The organism is Mesorhizobium sp. WSM3862 (assembly GCF_002294985.1).
GTDB lineage: Bacteria > Pseudomonadota > Alphaproteobacteria > Rhizobiales > Rhizobiaceae > Mesorhizobium.
Window position 1 is genome coordinate 456316 of sequence record NZ_NSGE01000001.1, and the last position, 16108, is coordinate 472423.

Sequence of the window (16108 nt, forward strand, 5' to 3'; positions counted from 1 at the left end):
GCCACTCAACCCTTGATCGGATTGAGCTTCAGGTGCTGGATCAAAATGATGGTCTTGGCGTCGACGATGCGGCCGTCGGCGATGCCGGCCAGCGCCTCGTCGAGCGGCATTTCCAGCACCTCGATGTCTTCGCCCTCTTCCGGAGCTCCGCCGCCGTCGGAGATACGGTCGGCCGGCGAATAGCGCGCGGTAAAGAGCCAGAGCCGTTCGGTCACGCTGCCGGGGCTCATATAGGGCGCGAACAGCCGCTCAACGTTCTTCAAATAATAGCCGAGTTCCTCTTCCGCTTCCTTGCGGATGCAGGTTTCCGGATCGTTTTCGTCGAGCAGACCGGCACAGGCCTCGATCAGCGGCTCGCGATGGCCAGTGACATAGGCCGGATAGCGGAACTGCCGCACCAGCAGCACCGTCGAGCGCTGCGGATCGAAAGGCAGGATCACCGCGCCGTCGCCGCGATCGTAGGTCTGGCGGATCTGCGTCTCCCAGCGCCCATCGCGGCGGCGATAGTCGAGCACCGTCTTCTTGAGCACCGCCCAATCGTCGGACAGGATTTCTTCAGACTGGATGCGGACGCGATCTTCCATGATGGGCTCCATGCTGTCGGCAAGCGTTATCGGCGAACAGGCGCGGGCGCAATCCTGGAAACCGACTGGTCCAGCGTGACTTTCACCGGCTGTTGTCTGGCGCGAAGTGCCGCGGCTGCCTAGATAGCAATATCTCTCCCAGGAGCCGTTTCCATGACATCATCGCTTTTCCAGCCGATCACCCTCGGCGGCCTGACCTTTCCAAACCGTATTGCGGTGGCGCCGATGTGCCAGTATTCGGCCGAGGACGGTTCCGCCAGCGACTGGCATCTGCACCACTGGATGAACCTGGCCATGTCCGGCGCCGGCATGGTGACCGTCGAGATGACCGACGTCGAGCGGCGCGGCCGCATCTCGCATGGCTGCCTTGGCCTCTACTCCGATGACAACGAGGCGGCGGCCAAGCGCACGCTCGATGCGGCCAGGCGCGTCGCCGCGCCCGGCACCAAATTCGGCGTCCAACTCGCCCATGCCGGCCGCAAGGCATCCAACAGGCGGCCTTGGGAAGGCGGCGGCCCCCTGCAAGCGGGCGAGGATCCCTGGCAGACCGTTTCGGCTTCGGCCATCGCCTATGACACAGGGTGGAATATACCGCACGCATTGGACGAGGAAGAGATCCGGCAAGTCATCCAACATTTCGCCGACGCGGCCAAGCGGGCCGAGCGCGCCGGCTTCGACTTCATCGAGCTGCACGCCGCTCACGGCTATCTGATCTTCCAGTTCCTGTCGCCGCTTTCCAACCAGCGCACCGACCGCTGGGGTGGCTCGCTGGAAAACCGCATGCGCTTCGCCGTGGAGATCGCCAGGGCGGTGAAGAAGGCAGCGCCGGGCCTGATGCTGGGGGCCCGCCTTTCGGTGAAGGAATGGGTCGACGGCGGCTTCGAGATCGAGGAGGCAATCGAAGTGGCCAATGCGCTGAAGGCGGAAGGCGTCGCCTATCTGTGCTGTTCCAGCGGCGGCAATTCGCCGTTGCAGAAGCTGCCCAGCGGCCCCGGCTACCAGGTGCATCTGGCCGAGGCTGTGCGCAAGGGCGCCGGCATTCCGACGCGCGCCGTCGGCCTGATCGACGATCCAGAGCAGGCCGAGGCGATCGTGGCCGACGGCCGCGCCGACATGGTGGCTCTGGCTCGCGCCTTCCTTGCCGATCCGCGCTGGGGCTGGCGCGCGGCGGCGACGTTCGGCGAGGAAATCCGTCCGGCGCCGCAGCTGGCGCGCTCGGTCACGACGATGCAGCACTGGATGAAAGCGGCGGGCTGAACGGCTTGCACAGGTGACGATGGGCTGAGACCTTTGGGCGCAGCCTTCCGCCACCATTGCAACCAAATTGGCCGTTTTACGTTGGCGGCCATGACAGACAGCAAGCCATTTGAGAAGCCGGTGGTGGTCGAACTCGGCCATGTCGGCAAATATCGCCAAATAAGCAGCACCCGCGAAGCGGCCGAGTGCCTGATGACCGTGTGGCCGCTCAATCGCGGCCAGCGGCATCGTGATGCTCTCGATACTTGCCTGAAAGCGCTGGAGGGGTATCGTTCGACGGCGGACGCGCGCCGCGCGCTGATCGAGGCAGCCGAGGAATCTGAAGTGCTGGTTCCCGAAGAAAGGCTGTCCGACGGAAAGCTGCATTGAGCAGGCAAAGGGCTTCTCGACCGGAGGATTCCATGGCGAAACTGACCTACAAGATCGTCGAGCATGACGGCGGCTGGGCCTACATGGTCGGCTCGACTTTTTCAGAAACATTTCCCACCCGCCAGGACGCGCTGCGCGCGGCTGAAATTGCTTCGGCCGAGCAGCAGGTCGCCGGCACCACGGATGGCATCCAGTATGAGGATTCCGAGGGTGTCTGGCATGACGAACTGGCCGATGGCCGCGACCGGCCGCAGACCGAAGTCTCAGAATAGTTTCCGTCGCCCGACCTTGCTGCGACCGACGCTGTAAAAGCTTCACGTCGGTCGCTCGCTGGCGAACGGACTACTTGCCGCAATACTGGTCGTTGACGTTCGCGCCGGCATTCGCGTCGGGGCCGGCCGTATCCGAGGCGCATGGGCCGACGGCACCGTTGCCGAAGCTGTTTAGCGCGCCGGCGTCGCGATCGGAATAAATGCTGCCCGTGGTGTAGGGATCAACCGGCACTTGCTCGCTATGGACCGGGCGATCACGATGCCACCACCACCAAGCGTCCGACGATTGTGCCATAGCCGAGGTGCCCATGGCCAGGACAAGCGCCGAGGCTGCAAAAATCTTCGTAGGCATAATTGGTACTCCATCTGGTGATTTGCCGCATTCTTGCTGGCCGGAAAATTCGCCAGCCCGACACGGATTAAAACCGAGGGTTGGAGCCGAAGTTCCCGTTGAAAGTGTAGGTGAGGCGGAATGTCCGACACTTTTGCGTGACGGTTCGTGAATGGACGCGATCCCCCTCGGCCTTTGACCGAACGGGATCCTCACGCTGGGAATGCGCGCGCGGCGATGCGCTCGATGAAGGCCACGACGCGTTCCGGTTCCACGAATTGCGGCATGTGCCCGAGCCCTTGGACGCGTTCGAAATCGAGCTCTCTGATCCTGCCCGGCATCGGTTCGCCATGAGCCGCGATGCCGATCACCCGGTCATCCGCGCCGAACAGAATGCCGGCCGGCATCAGGATCTCGCCATAGCGCTGTTCGAGGCGGCCGAGATCCTCTTCCACCGCCACGATATCGGTGGAGGTCGCCTGGAAATGGGCGGGCCGCAACCCGAGCCAACCACCTCCGGCGATCATGTAGTCCCCCGGCACGGCTTGCGGCGCAAAGATGAACTTCATCGTCGGCTCCGCATATTTCAGGCTGTACGGTATCGCTAAAGTATGGGCCAAGATCCAGCGCTTCAGGCGCGAGGGAACATAGAGCAGGTCGAATTTCTGGCGCACCCTCGCCTCCAGATGCGTCAGCGGCGCGATGAGCGCGATGCCGGAAATCGCCGTCGGATGCTCGATCGCAAGTGCAAGCGCGATGGCGCCGCCCAGCGAATGACCGACGATCAAAGGCCGTTCGAGCCCAAGCTCCTCGATGAAGCGCCGCACCACTTCCGCCTGTTCGGGCAGACGGCCGCTCGCCCCGCCCGCCCGCACCGAGTATCCCGAGCCCGGCCGGTCGAGAGCGATTAGCCGGTAGCCGGCGCCGAAGCGGCCGAACAGCGTGTGCCGGAAATGGTGGAGTTGCGCGCCGAGCCCGTGCAGGAACACGATCGGCCTGCCCTCGCCTGCTTCGACATAGTGGATGCGGCTGCCGCCGATCTCGATGAACTTGCCGCACGCCGGTACCAGCCTCTCGGCCTTGGTCGCGATCCACCATGTTGCGAGCATGAAGCCGAGCACGACGGCGGCGGCCGCAACGAACAGGCCACCGATCAGCCACGGCAAAATCGATATCAGCATCTTGCACCCGAGCCCTATCGCCGCACCTTACTCGCAACCGTGTCTGCCACAAGAGCCCCGCCTCGCGTGCGCATTGCGGCCGGCTGTCCGCCGCGTTATTTCAGGCCACCTGCAGCCGGAGTGAGCCATGCCCGAAATCGTCACCGCCGCCATGCTCGTCATCGGCGACGAGATCCTCTCCGGCAGGACCAAGGACAAGAATATCGGCCATCTCGCCGATATCATGACCGCGATCGGCATCGACCTGAAGGAAGTGCGCATCGTTCCCGACGAGGAGGACGAGATTGTCGCCGCCGCCAACGCGCTGCGCGCCCGCTACACTTATGTCTTCACCACCGGCGGCATCGGCCCCACGCATGACGACATCACCGCCGATTCGATAGCCAAGGCCTTCGGCGTGCCTTGCGAATACGATGCCAGGGCTTACGCCATGTTGGAGGCAAGCTATGCCGAGCGCGGTATCGAATTCACCGAGGCGCGCAAGCGCATGGCGCGCATGCCGCGCGGCGCCGACCACATCGACAATCCGGTGTCGATCGCGCCAGGCTTCCGTATCGGCAACGTTCACGTGATGGCCGGTGTGCCGTCGATCTTCCAGGCGATGCTCGACAATGTCGTGCCGACGCTGAAGACCGGCATCAAGATGCTGTCGGCAACCGTGCACTGCCCGTTCGGCGAAGGCCTGATCGGCGGACCGCTGGCCGACATCCAAAAAGCGCATCCCGACACCATTATCGGCTCCTACCCGAAATATGGCGAGGGCAAATTCTGGACCGAGCTCGTGGTACGTGCCCGCGACGAAGCGGCTCTCGAGGCCGCGCGCCAAGACGTTGCGGCCATGGTGGCGGGCCTGTCGGCCGCGAGCTGACCCCGGAACCAGAAGGCGCGCGCCGACGTTTCTGGCACGGCACTTTCGTTGCGGCCATTGATGCCGGTGGCGATCTTGCGCCGATAAATTTGAGGGATCTGCCATGCGCTTCAAGACGATCGTCGCCATTCTGCAGAACGAACAGGACGCCGAGCGCGTGCTCGATTGCGCCATCCCGCTTGCCGAGCGGTTCGAAAGCCACCTCGTCGGCATCCACGCCGAAGCGCTTCCCGTCCCCTATACGTCGGCAACCGGTTTCCCCGACACCGAATTCCTGCAGGTCTCGGCCGAGATGAACAAGGAGCGCGCCGAGAAGCTGCAGGCGGTCTTTCTCAGGCGCGTCGAGGATTCCGACCTGTCCTTCGAGTGGCGGAGCCTCGAAAGCTTCTCCGGCGACAGCGCGCTGACCGGCATTTCGAGCGTGCGGGCGGCTGACCTGATTATCGCCGCGCAGCGCGACACCGGGGGCGATCCGGGCGCCGATGTCGATACCCTGGTCTACGATGCCGGCCGGCCGGTGCTTGTCGTTCCGCATGCCGGGCCGCTCGTCACCACCTTCAGGCGTGTGCTGCTGGCCTGGAACGGCAGTAAGGAGGCGGCTCGTGCAGCATTCGATGCCCTGCCCTTCATCAGCGAGGCGGACAAGACTGACATTCTCGTCATCGATCCGCCGGAAACGCTCGACGAGGCTCCCGAGGCGGCGGGCGCCGAGATCGCGGCTGCCTTGTCACGCCACGGCGCCAATGTCAGCGTTTCCGTGCAGAAATCGGGGGCAAGCTCGGTCGACGACATCATCCAGGAGAGGATCGCCGAATCCGGCGCCGATCTGCTGGTGCTCGGCGCCTACAGCCACTCCTGGCTGCGACAGCTCCTGTTCGGCGGCGTCACCCGCACCGTGCTGCGCACGGCAAACGTGGCAGCCTTCCTGTCGAGATAAGCCTTTCTCCGCGAAGTGGGAATCGGGTTCGGGGGACAAGGACATGTATCAAACAGGGAACTTGCACCGCGTCGCCTGAACAGCGCGATAGAAGTACACAGCCATCCTTGGCTACCACCTTGCCAAGGCTGGCGCTTTCCGGCTAATTCCGGCTGCATTCCATCGTATCTGCGCGCTGCGGCGCGCGCTTGCGGAGTGCACGAACCATGTCCCTTCCCGAAAAAGCCTTTCCGGTCTCCTGGGACCAGTTCCACCGCGATGCCCGCGCGCTCGCCTGGCGGCTTTCCGGCACCAACAAAGGCCAGTGGAAGGCGATCGTCTGCATCACCCGAGGAGGCCTGGTGCCCGCCGCGATCATTTCGCGCGAGCTTGGCATCCGCGTCATCGAAACGGTCTGCGTCGCCTCCTATCACGACTACACCAGCCAGGGTCAGTTGCAGGTGCTGAAGGAGATCTCGCCTTCGCTTCTTGCCGATGACGGCGCGGGGGTGCTCATCATCGACGACCTCACCGATACCGGCAAGACGGCCGGCATCGTGCGCGCCATGATGCCGAAGGCGCATTTCGCCACCGTCTATGCCAAGCCGAAGGGCAGGCCTCTGGTCGATACATTCGTCACCGAGGTCAGCCAGGACACCTGGATCTACTTCCCGTGGGACATGGGCTTCACCTATCAGAAGCCGATTGCCGACGATCACGCCGGCTGATCGTTGGAAGCCGCTATTTCCGTCCAGCGCCCGCGCAAATCACTGTTTGCTGCATGGAGAAGGCTCTCGGGGAGAAGGCCTCGGGGGCGATGATTTCGCAATTGCCTGGCCCTGTCCGGGTTAACCAACCCGAGTGAAGTTTTTTACTTTTATCGTCCACAATACGTCGTAAGATTCGTTTGATGGCAAATGATTCTAGAGGCTCGGGGCAGCTTCTACGATGTTGACGAGGCCAACGACGCACAACCAGATGGCCGAAAGAGTCCGACGACTCTTCGGCTCAGTGCCTTGCCGCCTGCAGGTTGCAGCCCTGCCTTGGCGTGAGAACGAAAACGGCGTCGAGATCATGCTGATCACCAGCCGCGATACCGGGCGCTGGGTGCTGCCGAAAGGCTGGCCGGAAGCCAGGGAGCCGCTTTGCGTAGCTGCCGCCCGCGAAGCGGGCGAGGAAGCGGGGTTGCACGGCACGGTCTCGCATCTCGAAGCCGGCCGCTATTTCTACGGCAAGGTCCTGGCATCCGGCGAGGAGGTGCCTTGCGAGGTCCTGGTGTTCCCGCTCAAGGTCGACCGCGTCGCGGACCGCTGGAAGGAAAAGCGCGCCCGCACCCGCAGATGGGTCGGCTCCGCCGAGGCCGCCCGCATGGTCAACGAGCCCGATCTTTGCCAGATCATTGCCTATTTCTGCGCCGATCCGCATAGATTCGCCTGAGGCATCGCTCACATAACGCATATGTGACCCGACGAGCATGCCGCGCGTTGCGGTGCGCGAACATCGGTGCTTTGTGTTATTAATGCAGTGCCGATTCGGCTAATGGCGTCGATCGATGACGAACTCCGCGCAACCACTTGAAGAGAACTCCGGCGAACACCGGCGCGAGCATCGCCAGCGCGTGCTCAAGGGCGGGACGATCATCACCGGTATCCAGAATTCCGAGGTCAGTTGCACGTTGCGCAATCAGAATGCCGGTGGCGCCGAGCTGAAAGTCGCACCGGAATCACGCGTTCCCGATCGTTTCCTGCTCTACGTCCCGCTCGATGGCGTGGCTTATCGCGCGGAAGTCCGCTGGCGCCGCAACGACCGCGTGGGCGTCAAGTTCACCGGTACAGAGGCCAAGCCCAAGTTGCACTACGGCTGACGGTCGGCCCGTAAGGCGGGAAGGCACCCGGCCGAAGCCGGATGCCTTTCCTCAGGCGACCAGGCCTTTGGTGAGTTCGAGCGCCTGGCGCTCGAACAGCCGGCGGTAGATACCGCCGTTCAGCCGGATAAGCTCGTCGTGCGAGCCTTCCTCGATGATGCGGCCGCGGTCGAAAACCAGCAGCCGGTCGAGTGCCCGCACGGTCGAAAGCCGGTGTGCGATGACCAATGTCGTGCGCCCGACCATCAGCCGCTCCATCGCCTTCTGGATGAGCACCTCCGATTCGGAATCCAGGCTCGATGTCGCCTCGTCCAGGATCAGGATGCGCGCATCGGCCAGGAAGGCGCGCGCGATCGCCACGCGCTGGCGCTCGCCGCCCGACAGTTTCACGCCGCGCTCGCCGACCAGGGTTCCGTAACCCTTGGGCAGATCGGCGATGAAGTCGTGCGCGCTGGCGAGCTTCGCGGCATGCTCGATCTCGGCCTGCGTTGCGCCCAGCCTGGCATAGGCGATGTTCTCGGCCAGCGACCGGTGAAACAGGATCGGCTCCTGCTGCACGATGGCGATCTGGCTGCGCAACGATGATTGCGCAACCTTCGAGATGTCCTGGCCGTCGATCAGGATCCGGCCCCCGTTCACGTCATAGAGGCGCTGGATCAGCTTGACGAAAGTCGTCTTGCCCGATCCCGAATGCCCGACCAGCCCGACGCGTTCACCCGCGGCGATCTCGACCTCGAAGTCGCGATAGAGCGGCAGCCGGTGATTGCCGTAATGGAACGTCACCTTCTCGAACGCAATGCGGCCGTCGGTGATCCGGATCGGAGCGGCACCGGGCCGGTCCTCGATGCCGAGCGGTTCAGACTGGAAGTCGACCAATTCCTCCATGTCGTTGATCGAGCGCTGCAGGTTGCGGATATGCGTGCCGATATCGCGCAGATAGCCCTGCAGGACAAAGAACGACGTCAGAACGAAGGCGATGTCGCCGGCACTCGCCTCGCCCCACGCCCAAAGCATGAGCGCAAGGCCGATCACGGCCGCCCTCATCAAGAGCAGCATCGTGCCTTGCGCGGTGCCGTTGAACGTGCCGCGCACCCAGGTACGGCCCGTTCGCAGACGCCATTTGGCGACCACGCGGGCAAGCCGCGCTTCCTCGCGCGCCTCGGCGCCAAAACCCTTGACCACGGCATTGCAGCTCACCGCGTCGGCCAGCGCGCCGCCGAGGCGTGTATCCCAGCTGTTGGCGAGGCGTGCCGCCGGCGCGACGTAGCCAAGCGACAGCATGGCGGTGACGGCGATGAACATCACCGAGCCGATCGCGACCACCAACCCCATCATTGGCCAGAACCAGCCGAGCAGCAGCGTCGAGCCCACCAGCATGACGAACGACGGCAGCAGCGCGATCAGGATCGTGTCGTTGAGCAGGTCGAGCGCCCACATGCCACGCGTTATCTTGCGCACCGTCGAGCCGGCGAAGCTGTTGGCGTGCCAGTCCGTCGAGAAGCGCTGGACGCGGTGGAACGCGTCGGCGGCGATGTCCGACATCATCTTCAACGTCAGTTCGACAATCCCCATGAAGGCGGCGTTGCGCAGCACCACAGCCGCCAACGCCAGCGCCATCAGGATGGCGAACGCCGTCATTGCGGCGTGCCACGCAACCTCGTCGGCGCCGGCGCTGCTGGCGACCGCGTCGACCAGCCTGCCGGAATAGAGCGGCGTCAGCACGTCGGCCAGCGTCGAGAGCAGGAATGCGCCCATGATGAGCGACAGGCGCCACGGCTGGCGGCGCCAGTGGCCGAGCGTGAAGCCGAGCACGCTGCGAAAGGCGCTGGCGCGCAGATCTATTCTGAAACGAGCCATGATGTCATCCGGGCGCACAGAGGCCCGGTCCCGCTAAAATCAAATTGGAAAACCCGCGCCGGCGCCCTATGGCGCCCTTGAAACGGGGAGGTTCAGTATGGCTGGTCGCGCGCCCTCGGTGGCGACCGGCAGAGCCAGATGCCTGCCTGCGGCTGGCCTTCCGAACGGAGTTCGGACGGCCGGTGCAGATCTAGGCTTCGCGGCCTCGCATAACGATGTCAAATCCTGCCATACGGTCCTCCCGAAAGGGAATCGCGGAAGCGCTCTTATAGAGGCGGCTCACCATCTCGCCAAGGCAGGGCGGCGCCAGGAGGGCGTCTTGTCCGGCCACTGAGACGATTTTGCAACAATGGTGGGTTGCGCTGCGAACAGCGCCGGTTCAGCGAACAGCTTTGCGTTTCGGCGGACTAGCTGCGATCCCGGAACCGATTGGTGATCGGGTAGCGGCGGTCGCGGCCGAAATTCTTCTTCGTGATCTTCACGCCTGGGGCCGCCTGCCGGCGCTTGTACTCAGCAATGTAGAGCAGATGCTCGACGCGCGTCACCGTCGCCCGGTCGTGGCCGCGCGCGACGATGTCGTCGACGCCCATCTCGTTCTCGACCAGGCATTCGAGAATGTCGTCCAGCACCGGGTAAGGCGGCAGCGAATCCTGGTCGGTCTGGTTTTCGCGCAGCTCCGCCGACGGCGCCTTATCGATGATGTTCTTCGGAATGACCTCGCCCGATGGGCCGAGCGCCCCCGGCGGCACATGCGCGTTGCGCCAGCGCGCCAGCGCATAGACCTGCATCTTGTAGAGGTCCTTGATCGGGTTGAAGCCGCCATTCATGTCGCCATAGAGGGTGGCGTAGCCGACCGACATCTCACTCTTGTTGCCGGTGGTGACGACCATCGAACCGAACTTGTTCGAGATCGCCATCAGGATCGTGCCGCGCGCACGGCTCTGCAGGTTTTCCTCGGTGATACCTTCCTGAGTGCCCTCGAAGAGCTGGGTCAGCGCATGCCGGAAACCTTCGACCGGCTCGGAGATCGGCACGATGTCGTAACGGCAGCCGAGCGCGCGGGCGCAATCCTCGGCGTCCTTCAGCGAGTCCTTCGAGGTATAGCGATAGGGCATCATGACGGTGCGCAGCCGCTCCTCGCCAAGCGCGTCGACCGCCAGTGCAGCGCAGATCGCGGAGTCGATGCCGCCGGAGAGGCCGAGCACCACGTTCTTGAAGCCGTTCTTGTTCACGTAGTCGCGCAGGCCCAGCATGCAGGCCCGGTAGTCGGCCTCCTCCCGCTCCGGAATCTTCGACATTGGGCCTTCGGAACAGACCCAGATGCCATCCCTTCGCTTCCAGGTGGTGACGTCGACCGCTTCCTCGAACTGGCTCATCTGGAAGGCAAGCGTCTCGTCCGCGCCGATGGCGAAGGAGGCGCCGTCGAAGATGAGTTCGTCTTGGCCACCAAGCTGATTGGCGTAGATCATCGGCAATCCGCATTCGATGACCTGACGGATCACCACCTGGTGGCGGACGTCGATCTTGGCGCGGTAGTAGGGCGAGCCGTTCGGCACAAGCAGGATCTCGGCGCCGCTCTCGGCCAGCGTCTCGCAGACGGCGATGTCGCCCCAGATGTCCTCGCAGATCGGGACACCGATGCGCACCCCGCGGAAATTCACCGGCCCTTGCAGCTCCGGCCCGGCCTGGAAAACGCGCTTCTCGTCGAACTCGCCATAGTTCGGCAGGTCGAGCTTGTAGCGCTCGGCGATGATCTTGCCGCGATCGGCGAAGACGATGGAGTTATGCGTGCCGGTCCGGCGCTTCAGCGGCGTGCCGATGATGACGCCAGGACCGCCATCGGCGGTGTCGGCGGCGAAATCCTGCGCCGCCTTTTCGCAAGCCTTCAGGAAGGCCGGCTTCAGCACCAGGTCTTCCGGCGGATAGCCGGCGAGGAAGAGCTCCGTGTAGAGCACTAGATCGGCGCCCTGGCGGGCCGCATCCGCCCTTGCCTCGCGCGCCTTGGCGAGATTGCCGGCGACATCGCCGACGGTCGGGTTGAGCTGGGCGACGGCAATGCGCAGTAGGTCGGGAGCGGTCTGGGTCATGAATTGGATTTAGCGTGGCGGCAATCGCCGGGCAATGGCGATTGCTTGTGCCACCCAGGACTGGCCGGCGAATGCCGGTCAAGTCCCGCTGCAGCCGCAGCGATCAGGCCTGCTCGCCCATATATTCGTGCAGCGTCTCCGGCGAATGGTTCTCGCCGATCGACATCGCCAGAATGCGCGAGATGTGCCGGCGCGGCAGCCCGGTCTCGGCGGACCATCGGTTGATCTGCGCCTGGATCTTGTCGAGATCCCGCTTCGAAGTCGGGCTTTCGGCGATGTCGAGACCGGCGTCGCGCAGCGCCGCCGCCATGTCGGCGGAAACAATGAAGGTGTCCCACTCCAGCCAGCGCAGAAAATACTGGCCGGTGTTGCCGCCGAGCCGGCTGCCATGCTTGCCGAGATAGGCGGTCAGCCCGACCTGGTCGTCGGCCGGCCAGTCGGCCAGGAACTTGCCGAAGCCGCCATGTTCCTTCGAGACGCGGTCGACGAAAGCCGCGTTGTCGCGCACGGATTTGATCTTTTGCGGGTTGCGCACGATGCGCTTGTCGGACGCCAGCTCGTGCCAGAAGTCGTCCGGCTGGAACAGGAGCCGCTTCGGCTCGAAGCCAAGGAACGCCTCCTCGAAACCAGGCCATTTCTGCTCGATCACCCGCCAGACGAAACCGGCGGCAAAGATGCGCTCGGCCATGGTGGAGAGGATGCGGTCGTCATGAACTTTCGCCACGGCCGCGTTGTCGGGCATGGGTCCGAGCAGCGACGCCAGCGCCTCTTCACCGCCCTTGCGTTTTGCCGCCCGGGCACGAATTTGCTGGAAGTCGGCCATTTCCGCCCTCGCCTGCTCCGACCAATCTATCACTTCCCGTCAGGCTCGGTAGCCTCTACCTCTATAAGCAATTCCAGGAAAAGTGCGCAGCGGTTTTCCGTCCGGAATTGCGTGAGATAAGTGAGCAATCTCAGGAAAAACGCGCAGCGGTTACCATCCGGATTCTTGGAAACGCGGGCCTGACGACGGAGAGGACGATGAACAAGACGGTCGAGGATCTGTCGAACCGCTGGCTGAAACGACAGCCGGACGGTCTCTCTCCTCTAGAGAGCCGCGTGCTCAAGTCGACGCTGGAACGCACCACCATCACTAGGGACACCAACAAGGCAGTCGCCTTTCATCAGAGCTATGGCGATCGCGTTGCCGACACGATCGCCCGTATCGGCGGCTCATGGTCCTTCATTCTGGGCTTCATCGCCTTTCTGGTGCTGTGGACCTTTGGCAATGTCTGGCTCTTGTCGCGGAACGCCTTCGATCCCTATCCCTTCATCTTCCTCAACCTCGTGCTCTCGATGGTCGCCGCCTTGCAAGCACCGGTGATCATGATGTCGCAGAACCGCCAGACCGAGCGTGACCGCATCGACGCCGCCCATGACTATGAGGTCAACCTGAAGGCCGAGATCGAGATCATGGCGCTGCATGAGAAGCTCGACGAACTGCGCCACAGTGAGCTCATCGGCATGCGCGACGAGATCCTGCGCATGGCCGAGCAGATCAGGCGGATCGACGAAAAGCTGTCGGCGCGGTCGGCGGGCTGATGACCGAGGCCATCCATCGTCTCCATCGAGCAATACGGGCTGATCGCGGTCTTCCTCGGTTGCGTCGCCGAGGGCGAAAGCGCTGCCATCCTCGGCGGCTTCTTCGCCCATCAGCACATATTCGTGCTCTGGCAGGCTTTCCTGGCCGCCTTTCTCGGCGCCTTCGCCGGCGACACGGCTTTCTTCACCCTCGGCCGCAGCTTTGCCGATCATCCCTATGTCGTCAGGCTGCGCAGGCGGCCGGGTTTTCGCCGCGCCTACCGGCTGCTCAACACCCACCCCAACATCTTCGTGCTGACGAACCGCTACATCTACGGAATGCGCCTTGTCGGCGGCATCGCCGCAGGGCTGTCGACCGTGTCGGTGCCGCGCTTCGTCATCCTGAACGCCATCTCGTCGGCCGTCTGGGCAACCCTCTTCGGCACCCTCGGCTATGTCTTCGGGCTTGGGGCGGAGCGCATGGTCGGCCAGGCATTTGCCCGCCATGAACGCGTGCTCGTCGCCCTCGCCGTCGGCATCGCTGTGGCCGTCCTCGCCGGGCTGGTTGCCCGCCACTTTGCCGGAAGGGAGCGCGCAATGGACGCAAAAGAGGATCAGGCCGAATCCTAAGCTGTCGGACCGATGCCTCCCGGTCAGATCGGCGCGCCGATGATGCGCTCGATGATGGCAATGCCCCACACGGCGCCCGCGATCACGATCGAAATCAGCACCGCCAGCGAGCCGCAGTCCTTGGCGAGTTGGATGTCGATGTGGAACTCGCGGGAGATCGCGTCGCACGCCGCCTCGATGCCTGTGTTCAGCACCTCGACCAGGATCATCAGCAGAACCGCGCCGATCAGCAAGGCGTAGCCGCGCCAGGATACCGAGATGAACCAGCCGGCCGGCAGAGCGAGCGCAAGCAGCATCAACTCCTGCTGGAACGCCTTTTCGTGAGCAGCCAGCTTGCGGAAAGCCCGCGCCGAATTGATGAAAGCGTCGATCAGCCGCTGCATGCCCAGCCCCGTTTCGAATCACCGTGAGGGGATATCGCAACAGCCGGGTCAAGGGAATAAGGCAGGCGGCCCAAAAGTCACTCGACCGCGACCTTTATCGACGGCGTCGACTTGTCGAACTGCGGCAGGCCGTCGTCGATTGCATAATAGTCGCCCTTGTCGCCGACGAAGATGTGGCTTTCGGCCGAAAGCCCGGTCGGCTTGTCGAACGAGCCGGCCATGATGGAGATCGTGTCGAGCTCGTTGTGCTTCCAGAACAGCACCGAGCCGCAGCTGCTGCAAAAACCGCGTTTCGCTATGTCGGACGCGCCGTACCAAGCAAGCGCGTCGGCCCCCTCGATGTCGATGTCGGCGTCCCTCGAAGAAGTCGCTGCAACGAAATGGCCGGTTTGCTTGCGGCACTGCGAGCAGTGGCAATAGACCACTCCGCGCAGCGCTCCTCTCGTCGTGAAGCGCACCGCTCCGCACAGGCACGATCCAGTGTGATTTTCCCCCATCCCGGCCTCCTTCAACGCCATTCACCTCGAGCGCGCCGGACAAGATTCCAGTTTTGCGCTCGTCCGGCGCAGGCAAATGCGACACCGAAGCGGCGCGTTTCAAAAGCTGCGCCTGCACCGCAGTGCAACCTGAAGCAGCAAAAACGGTCTGGAAACGCCCGCCATTAAGGAAACTTTAGCGCAGCTGCATTTATGGTTCCTGCAGGCGATGGTCGTGTTGGGGACGCGGCCTAGCATCGCAATTCTGATTCGATCCCCATATTGGCGGCTCCCGGCGGTGGCAGGTCTCCGGTCGCGCACTGAAGGGGGTAGTGAACAGACTATGCAGCCGGCAGCCGTCCCGAGCGACAGAAATGGCGACATCGCCAGCACCGTTGTGGCGACCATGCGCCAGCTCGGCCTGCTCGGCCTGCCGCGCAACTACGAAATCTTTTATGAAGCGCTGAGCGGCAGCAATCACGAGCTCAGCCTCGCTGTCGTCTCGTTGAGCAATCGGCCGACGCAAGAGGATCTCGATCGCATCGGACGCACCTTCTTCCCGCAGCACCACGGGCCTGCGATCGTCGAACACGCCCGCGAGGTGGTCGCCAAGGAGCTTGAGGACGTCGCCGCGCTGCTGCGCAGCGAGCGCAGCCATATCGAAAAGTACGGCCGCATCCTCGACGAGACGTCGAGCGGCCTGAGCAATCGCAGCCTGCTTTCCCAGGATCTGCTGCAAAAGATCGCCGGCGCGATGTCTGCCGCCACCAGTTCGACGCTGGATCACAACCGCCAGATCGCGAGCACGCTCAGCGAAAAGACGGCCGAGCTCGAAAGCGTCAAATCGAAGTTGGAGGAATACAAGCGGCTCGCCAATACCGATCCGCTGACGCAGATCTGGAATCGCCGCGCCTTCGACAAGGAAATCACGCGCATCTACAACAGCAACCGCGGTATCCTCTTCAACGCGCTCATCCTTGCCGACATCGATCGCTTCAAGGACATCAACGACCGTTACGGCCATCCGGTCGGCGACAAGATCATCCAGATCATCGCCGACATCTTCCAGTCCAGCATCCGCGCCGACATGTTCGTGGCGCGCACCGGCGGCGAGGAGTTCGCGCTGATCGTCGAAGGCGCCAGCGAGGATACCACCTATGAAATCGCCGAGCGCATCCGCGTGCTGATCGAACAGACGCCGTTCACCAGCAGCCAAGACCGGGATGAACTATGGCACGGTGACTGTCTCGATGGGCATTTGCATGGCTTCCGAGGCCGACACCCCCGAAGACCTTTACACCAAGGCCGACCGCGCGCTCTATCGCTCCAAGATCGGCGGCCGCAACCGCGTCACCAGGCATTCCACAATGGCCGGCCGTGCCGGCAAGGGCTGGCTGCTCTACAAGAAGGACTGAGTGCACTTTGAAAGCCCTTTCCAAATGAATTTCTGTGGACTATATTTTCCACGGAAAT

General features: G+C 63.5%; 17 protein-coding genes and 2 pseudogenes. 11 read left to right on the forward strand and 8 right to left on the reverse strand.

The window, feature by feature from the left end:
* Positions 1-5: 5 nt before the first annotated feature.
* Entirely contained in the window at positions 6-584 is a 579-nt protein-coding gene (locus tag CK224_RS02330; protein ID WP_095780898.1) for an NUDIX domain-containing protein, read from the reverse strand.
* 153 nt (positions 585-737) lie between these two features.
* Between CK224_RS02330 and CK224_RS02335 the strand changes: the two genes are divergently transcribed.
* The 3 genes from CK224_RS02335 (at position 738) to CK224_RS02345 (ending at position 2482) form a co-directional block, all read left to right on the forward strand.
* Positions 738-1841: an NADH:flavin oxidoreductase/NADH oxidase gene (locus CK224_RS02335; RefSeq protein WP_066998900.1), complete on the forward strand. Its 1104-nt coding sequence runs from the start codon at positions 738-740 to the stop codon at positions 1839-1841.
* Positions 1842-1931: 90 nt separating this feature from the next.
* Positions 1932-2210 carry a DUF982 domain-containing protein gene (locus tag CK224_RS02340; RefSeq protein WP_066998903.1) on the forward strand — a complete coding sequence of 93 codons (279 nt, stop codon included), beginning with the start codon at positions 1932-1934 and terminating at the stop codon, positions 2208-2210.
* A 32-nt stretch (positions 2211-2242) separates the two neighbouring features.
* Complete coding sequence (locus CK224_RS02345) at positions 2243-2482, forward strand: DUF2188 domain-containing protein (protein ID WP_066998906.1); 240 nt, start codon at positions 2243-2245, stop codon at positions 2480-2482.
* Positions 2483-2552: 70 nt separating this feature from the next.
* On the opposite strand, the gene CK224_RS02350 is transcribed toward CK224_RS02345, so the two are convergent.
* Complete coding sequence (locus tag CK224_RS02350) at positions 2553-2834, reverse strand: hypothetical protein (RefSeq protein WP_095780659.1); 282 nt, start codon at positions 2832-2834, stop codon at positions 2553-2555.
* Between the two features lie 191 nt (positions 2835-3025).
* Positions 3026-3994 carry an alpha/beta fold hydrolase gene (locus CK224_RS02355; protein WP_095780660.1) on the reverse strand — a complete coding sequence of 323 codons (969 nt, stop codon included), beginning with the start codon at positions 3992-3994 and terminating at the stop codon, positions 3026-3028.
* A 127-nt stretch (positions 3995-4121) separates the two neighbouring features.
* Between CK224_RS02355 and CK224_RS02360 the strand changes: the two genes are divergently transcribed.
* The 5 genes from CK224_RS02360 (at position 4122) to CK224_RS02380 (ending at position 7642) form a co-directional block, all read left to right on the forward strand.
* Positions 4122-4862 (forward strand): competence/damage-inducible protein A, encoded by a 741-nt coding sequence (locus tag CK224_RS02360; protein ID WP_066998913.1) that lies wholly within the window; start codon positions 4122-4124, stop codon positions 4860-4862.
* A 103-nt stretch (positions 4863-4965) separates the two neighbouring features.
* On the forward strand, positions 4966-5799 hold the full coding sequence (locus tag CK224_RS02365; RefSeq protein ID WP_067328185.1) for a universal stress protein: 834 nt from the start codon (positions 4966-4968) through the stop codon (positions 5797-5799).
* Between the two features lie 206 nt (positions 5800-6005).
* Positions 6006-6506, forward strand: a complete 501-nt coding sequence (gene gpt / locus CK224_RS02370; protein ID WP_066998919.1) for a xanthine phosphoribosyltransferase — start codon at positions 6006-6008, stop codon at positions 6504-6506.
* 220 nt (positions 6507-6726) lie between these two features.
* Complete coding sequence (locus CK224_RS02375) at positions 6727-7215, forward strand: NUDIX hydrolase (RefSeq protein WP_095780661.1); 489 nt, start codon at positions 6727-6729, stop codon at positions 7213-7215.
* Between the two features lie 115 nt (positions 7216-7330).
* Complete coding sequence (locus CK224_RS02380; protein ID WP_066998925.1) at positions 7331-7642, forward strand: PilZ domain-containing protein; 312 nt, start codon at positions 7331-7333, stop codon at positions 7640-7642.
* Positions 7643-7693: 51 nt separating this feature from the next.
* Here CK224_RS02380 and CK224_RS02385 read toward each other — a convergent pair whose 3' ends face one another.
* The 3 genes from CK224_RS02385 to CK224_RS02395 all read right to left on the reverse strand — a co-directional run bounded on the left by CK224_RS02385 (position 7694) and on the right by CK224_RS02395 (position 12409).
* On the reverse strand, positions 7694-9499 hold the full coding sequence (locus CK224_RS02385; RefSeq protein WP_095780662.1) for an ABC transporter ATP-binding protein: 1806 nt from the start codon (positions 9497-9499) through the stop codon (positions 7694-7696).
* Between the two features lie 407 nt (positions 9500-9906).
* Complete coding sequence (locus tag CK224_RS02390; protein ID WP_095780663.1) at positions 9907-11586, reverse strand: NAD+ synthase; 1680 nt, start codon at positions 11584-11586, stop codon at positions 9907-9909.
* A 103-nt stretch (positions 11587-11689) separates the two neighbouring features.
* Positions 11690-12409 carry a DNA-3-methyladenine glycosylase I gene (locus CK224_RS02395; protein WP_095780664.1) on the reverse strand — a complete coding sequence of 240 codons (720 nt, stop codon included), beginning with the start codon at positions 12407-12409 and terminating at the stop codon, positions 11690-11692.
* Positions 12410-12606: 197 nt separating this feature from the next.
* Here CK224_RS02395 and CK224_RS02400 point away from each other — a divergent pair, with 197 nt between their 5' ends.
* Together CK224_RS02400 and CK224_RS02405 are read left to right on the forward strand one after the other, a co-directional pair.
* A complete protein-coding gene (locus CK224_RS02400) occupies positions 12607-13167 on the forward strand; it encodes a DUF1003 domain-containing protein (RefSeq protein ID WP_095779282.1) in 561 nt (186 codons plus the stop codon).
* Positions 13167-13776: pseudogene (locus CK224_RS02405) on the forward strand (DedA family protein). Before CK224_RS02400 ends, CK224_RS02405 begins: the two are co-directional and overlap by 1 nt.
* A 23-nt stretch (positions 13777-13799) precedes the next feature.
* On the opposite strand, the gene CK224_RS02410 reads toward CK224_RS02405, so the two are convergent.
* Positions 13800-14159, reverse strand: coding sequence for a diacylglycerol kinase (locus tag CK224_RS02410; RefSeq protein WP_095780665.1), 360 nt, complete (start codon positions 14157-14159; stop codon positions 13800-13802).
* 77 nt (positions 14160-14236) lie between these two features.
* Positions 14237-14656, reverse strand: a complete 420-nt coding sequence (locus CK224_RS02415; RefSeq protein WP_095780899.1) for a GFA family protein — start codon at positions 14654-14656, stop codon at positions 14237-14239.
* A 322-nt stretch (positions 14657-14978) separates the two neighbouring features.
* Between CK224_RS02415 and CK224_RS02420 the strand changes: the two are divergent.
* Positions 14979-16050 (forward strand): annotated as a pseudogene (locus tag CK224_RS02420) (diguanylate cyclase).
* Positions 16051-16108 lie beyond the last annotated feature (58 nt).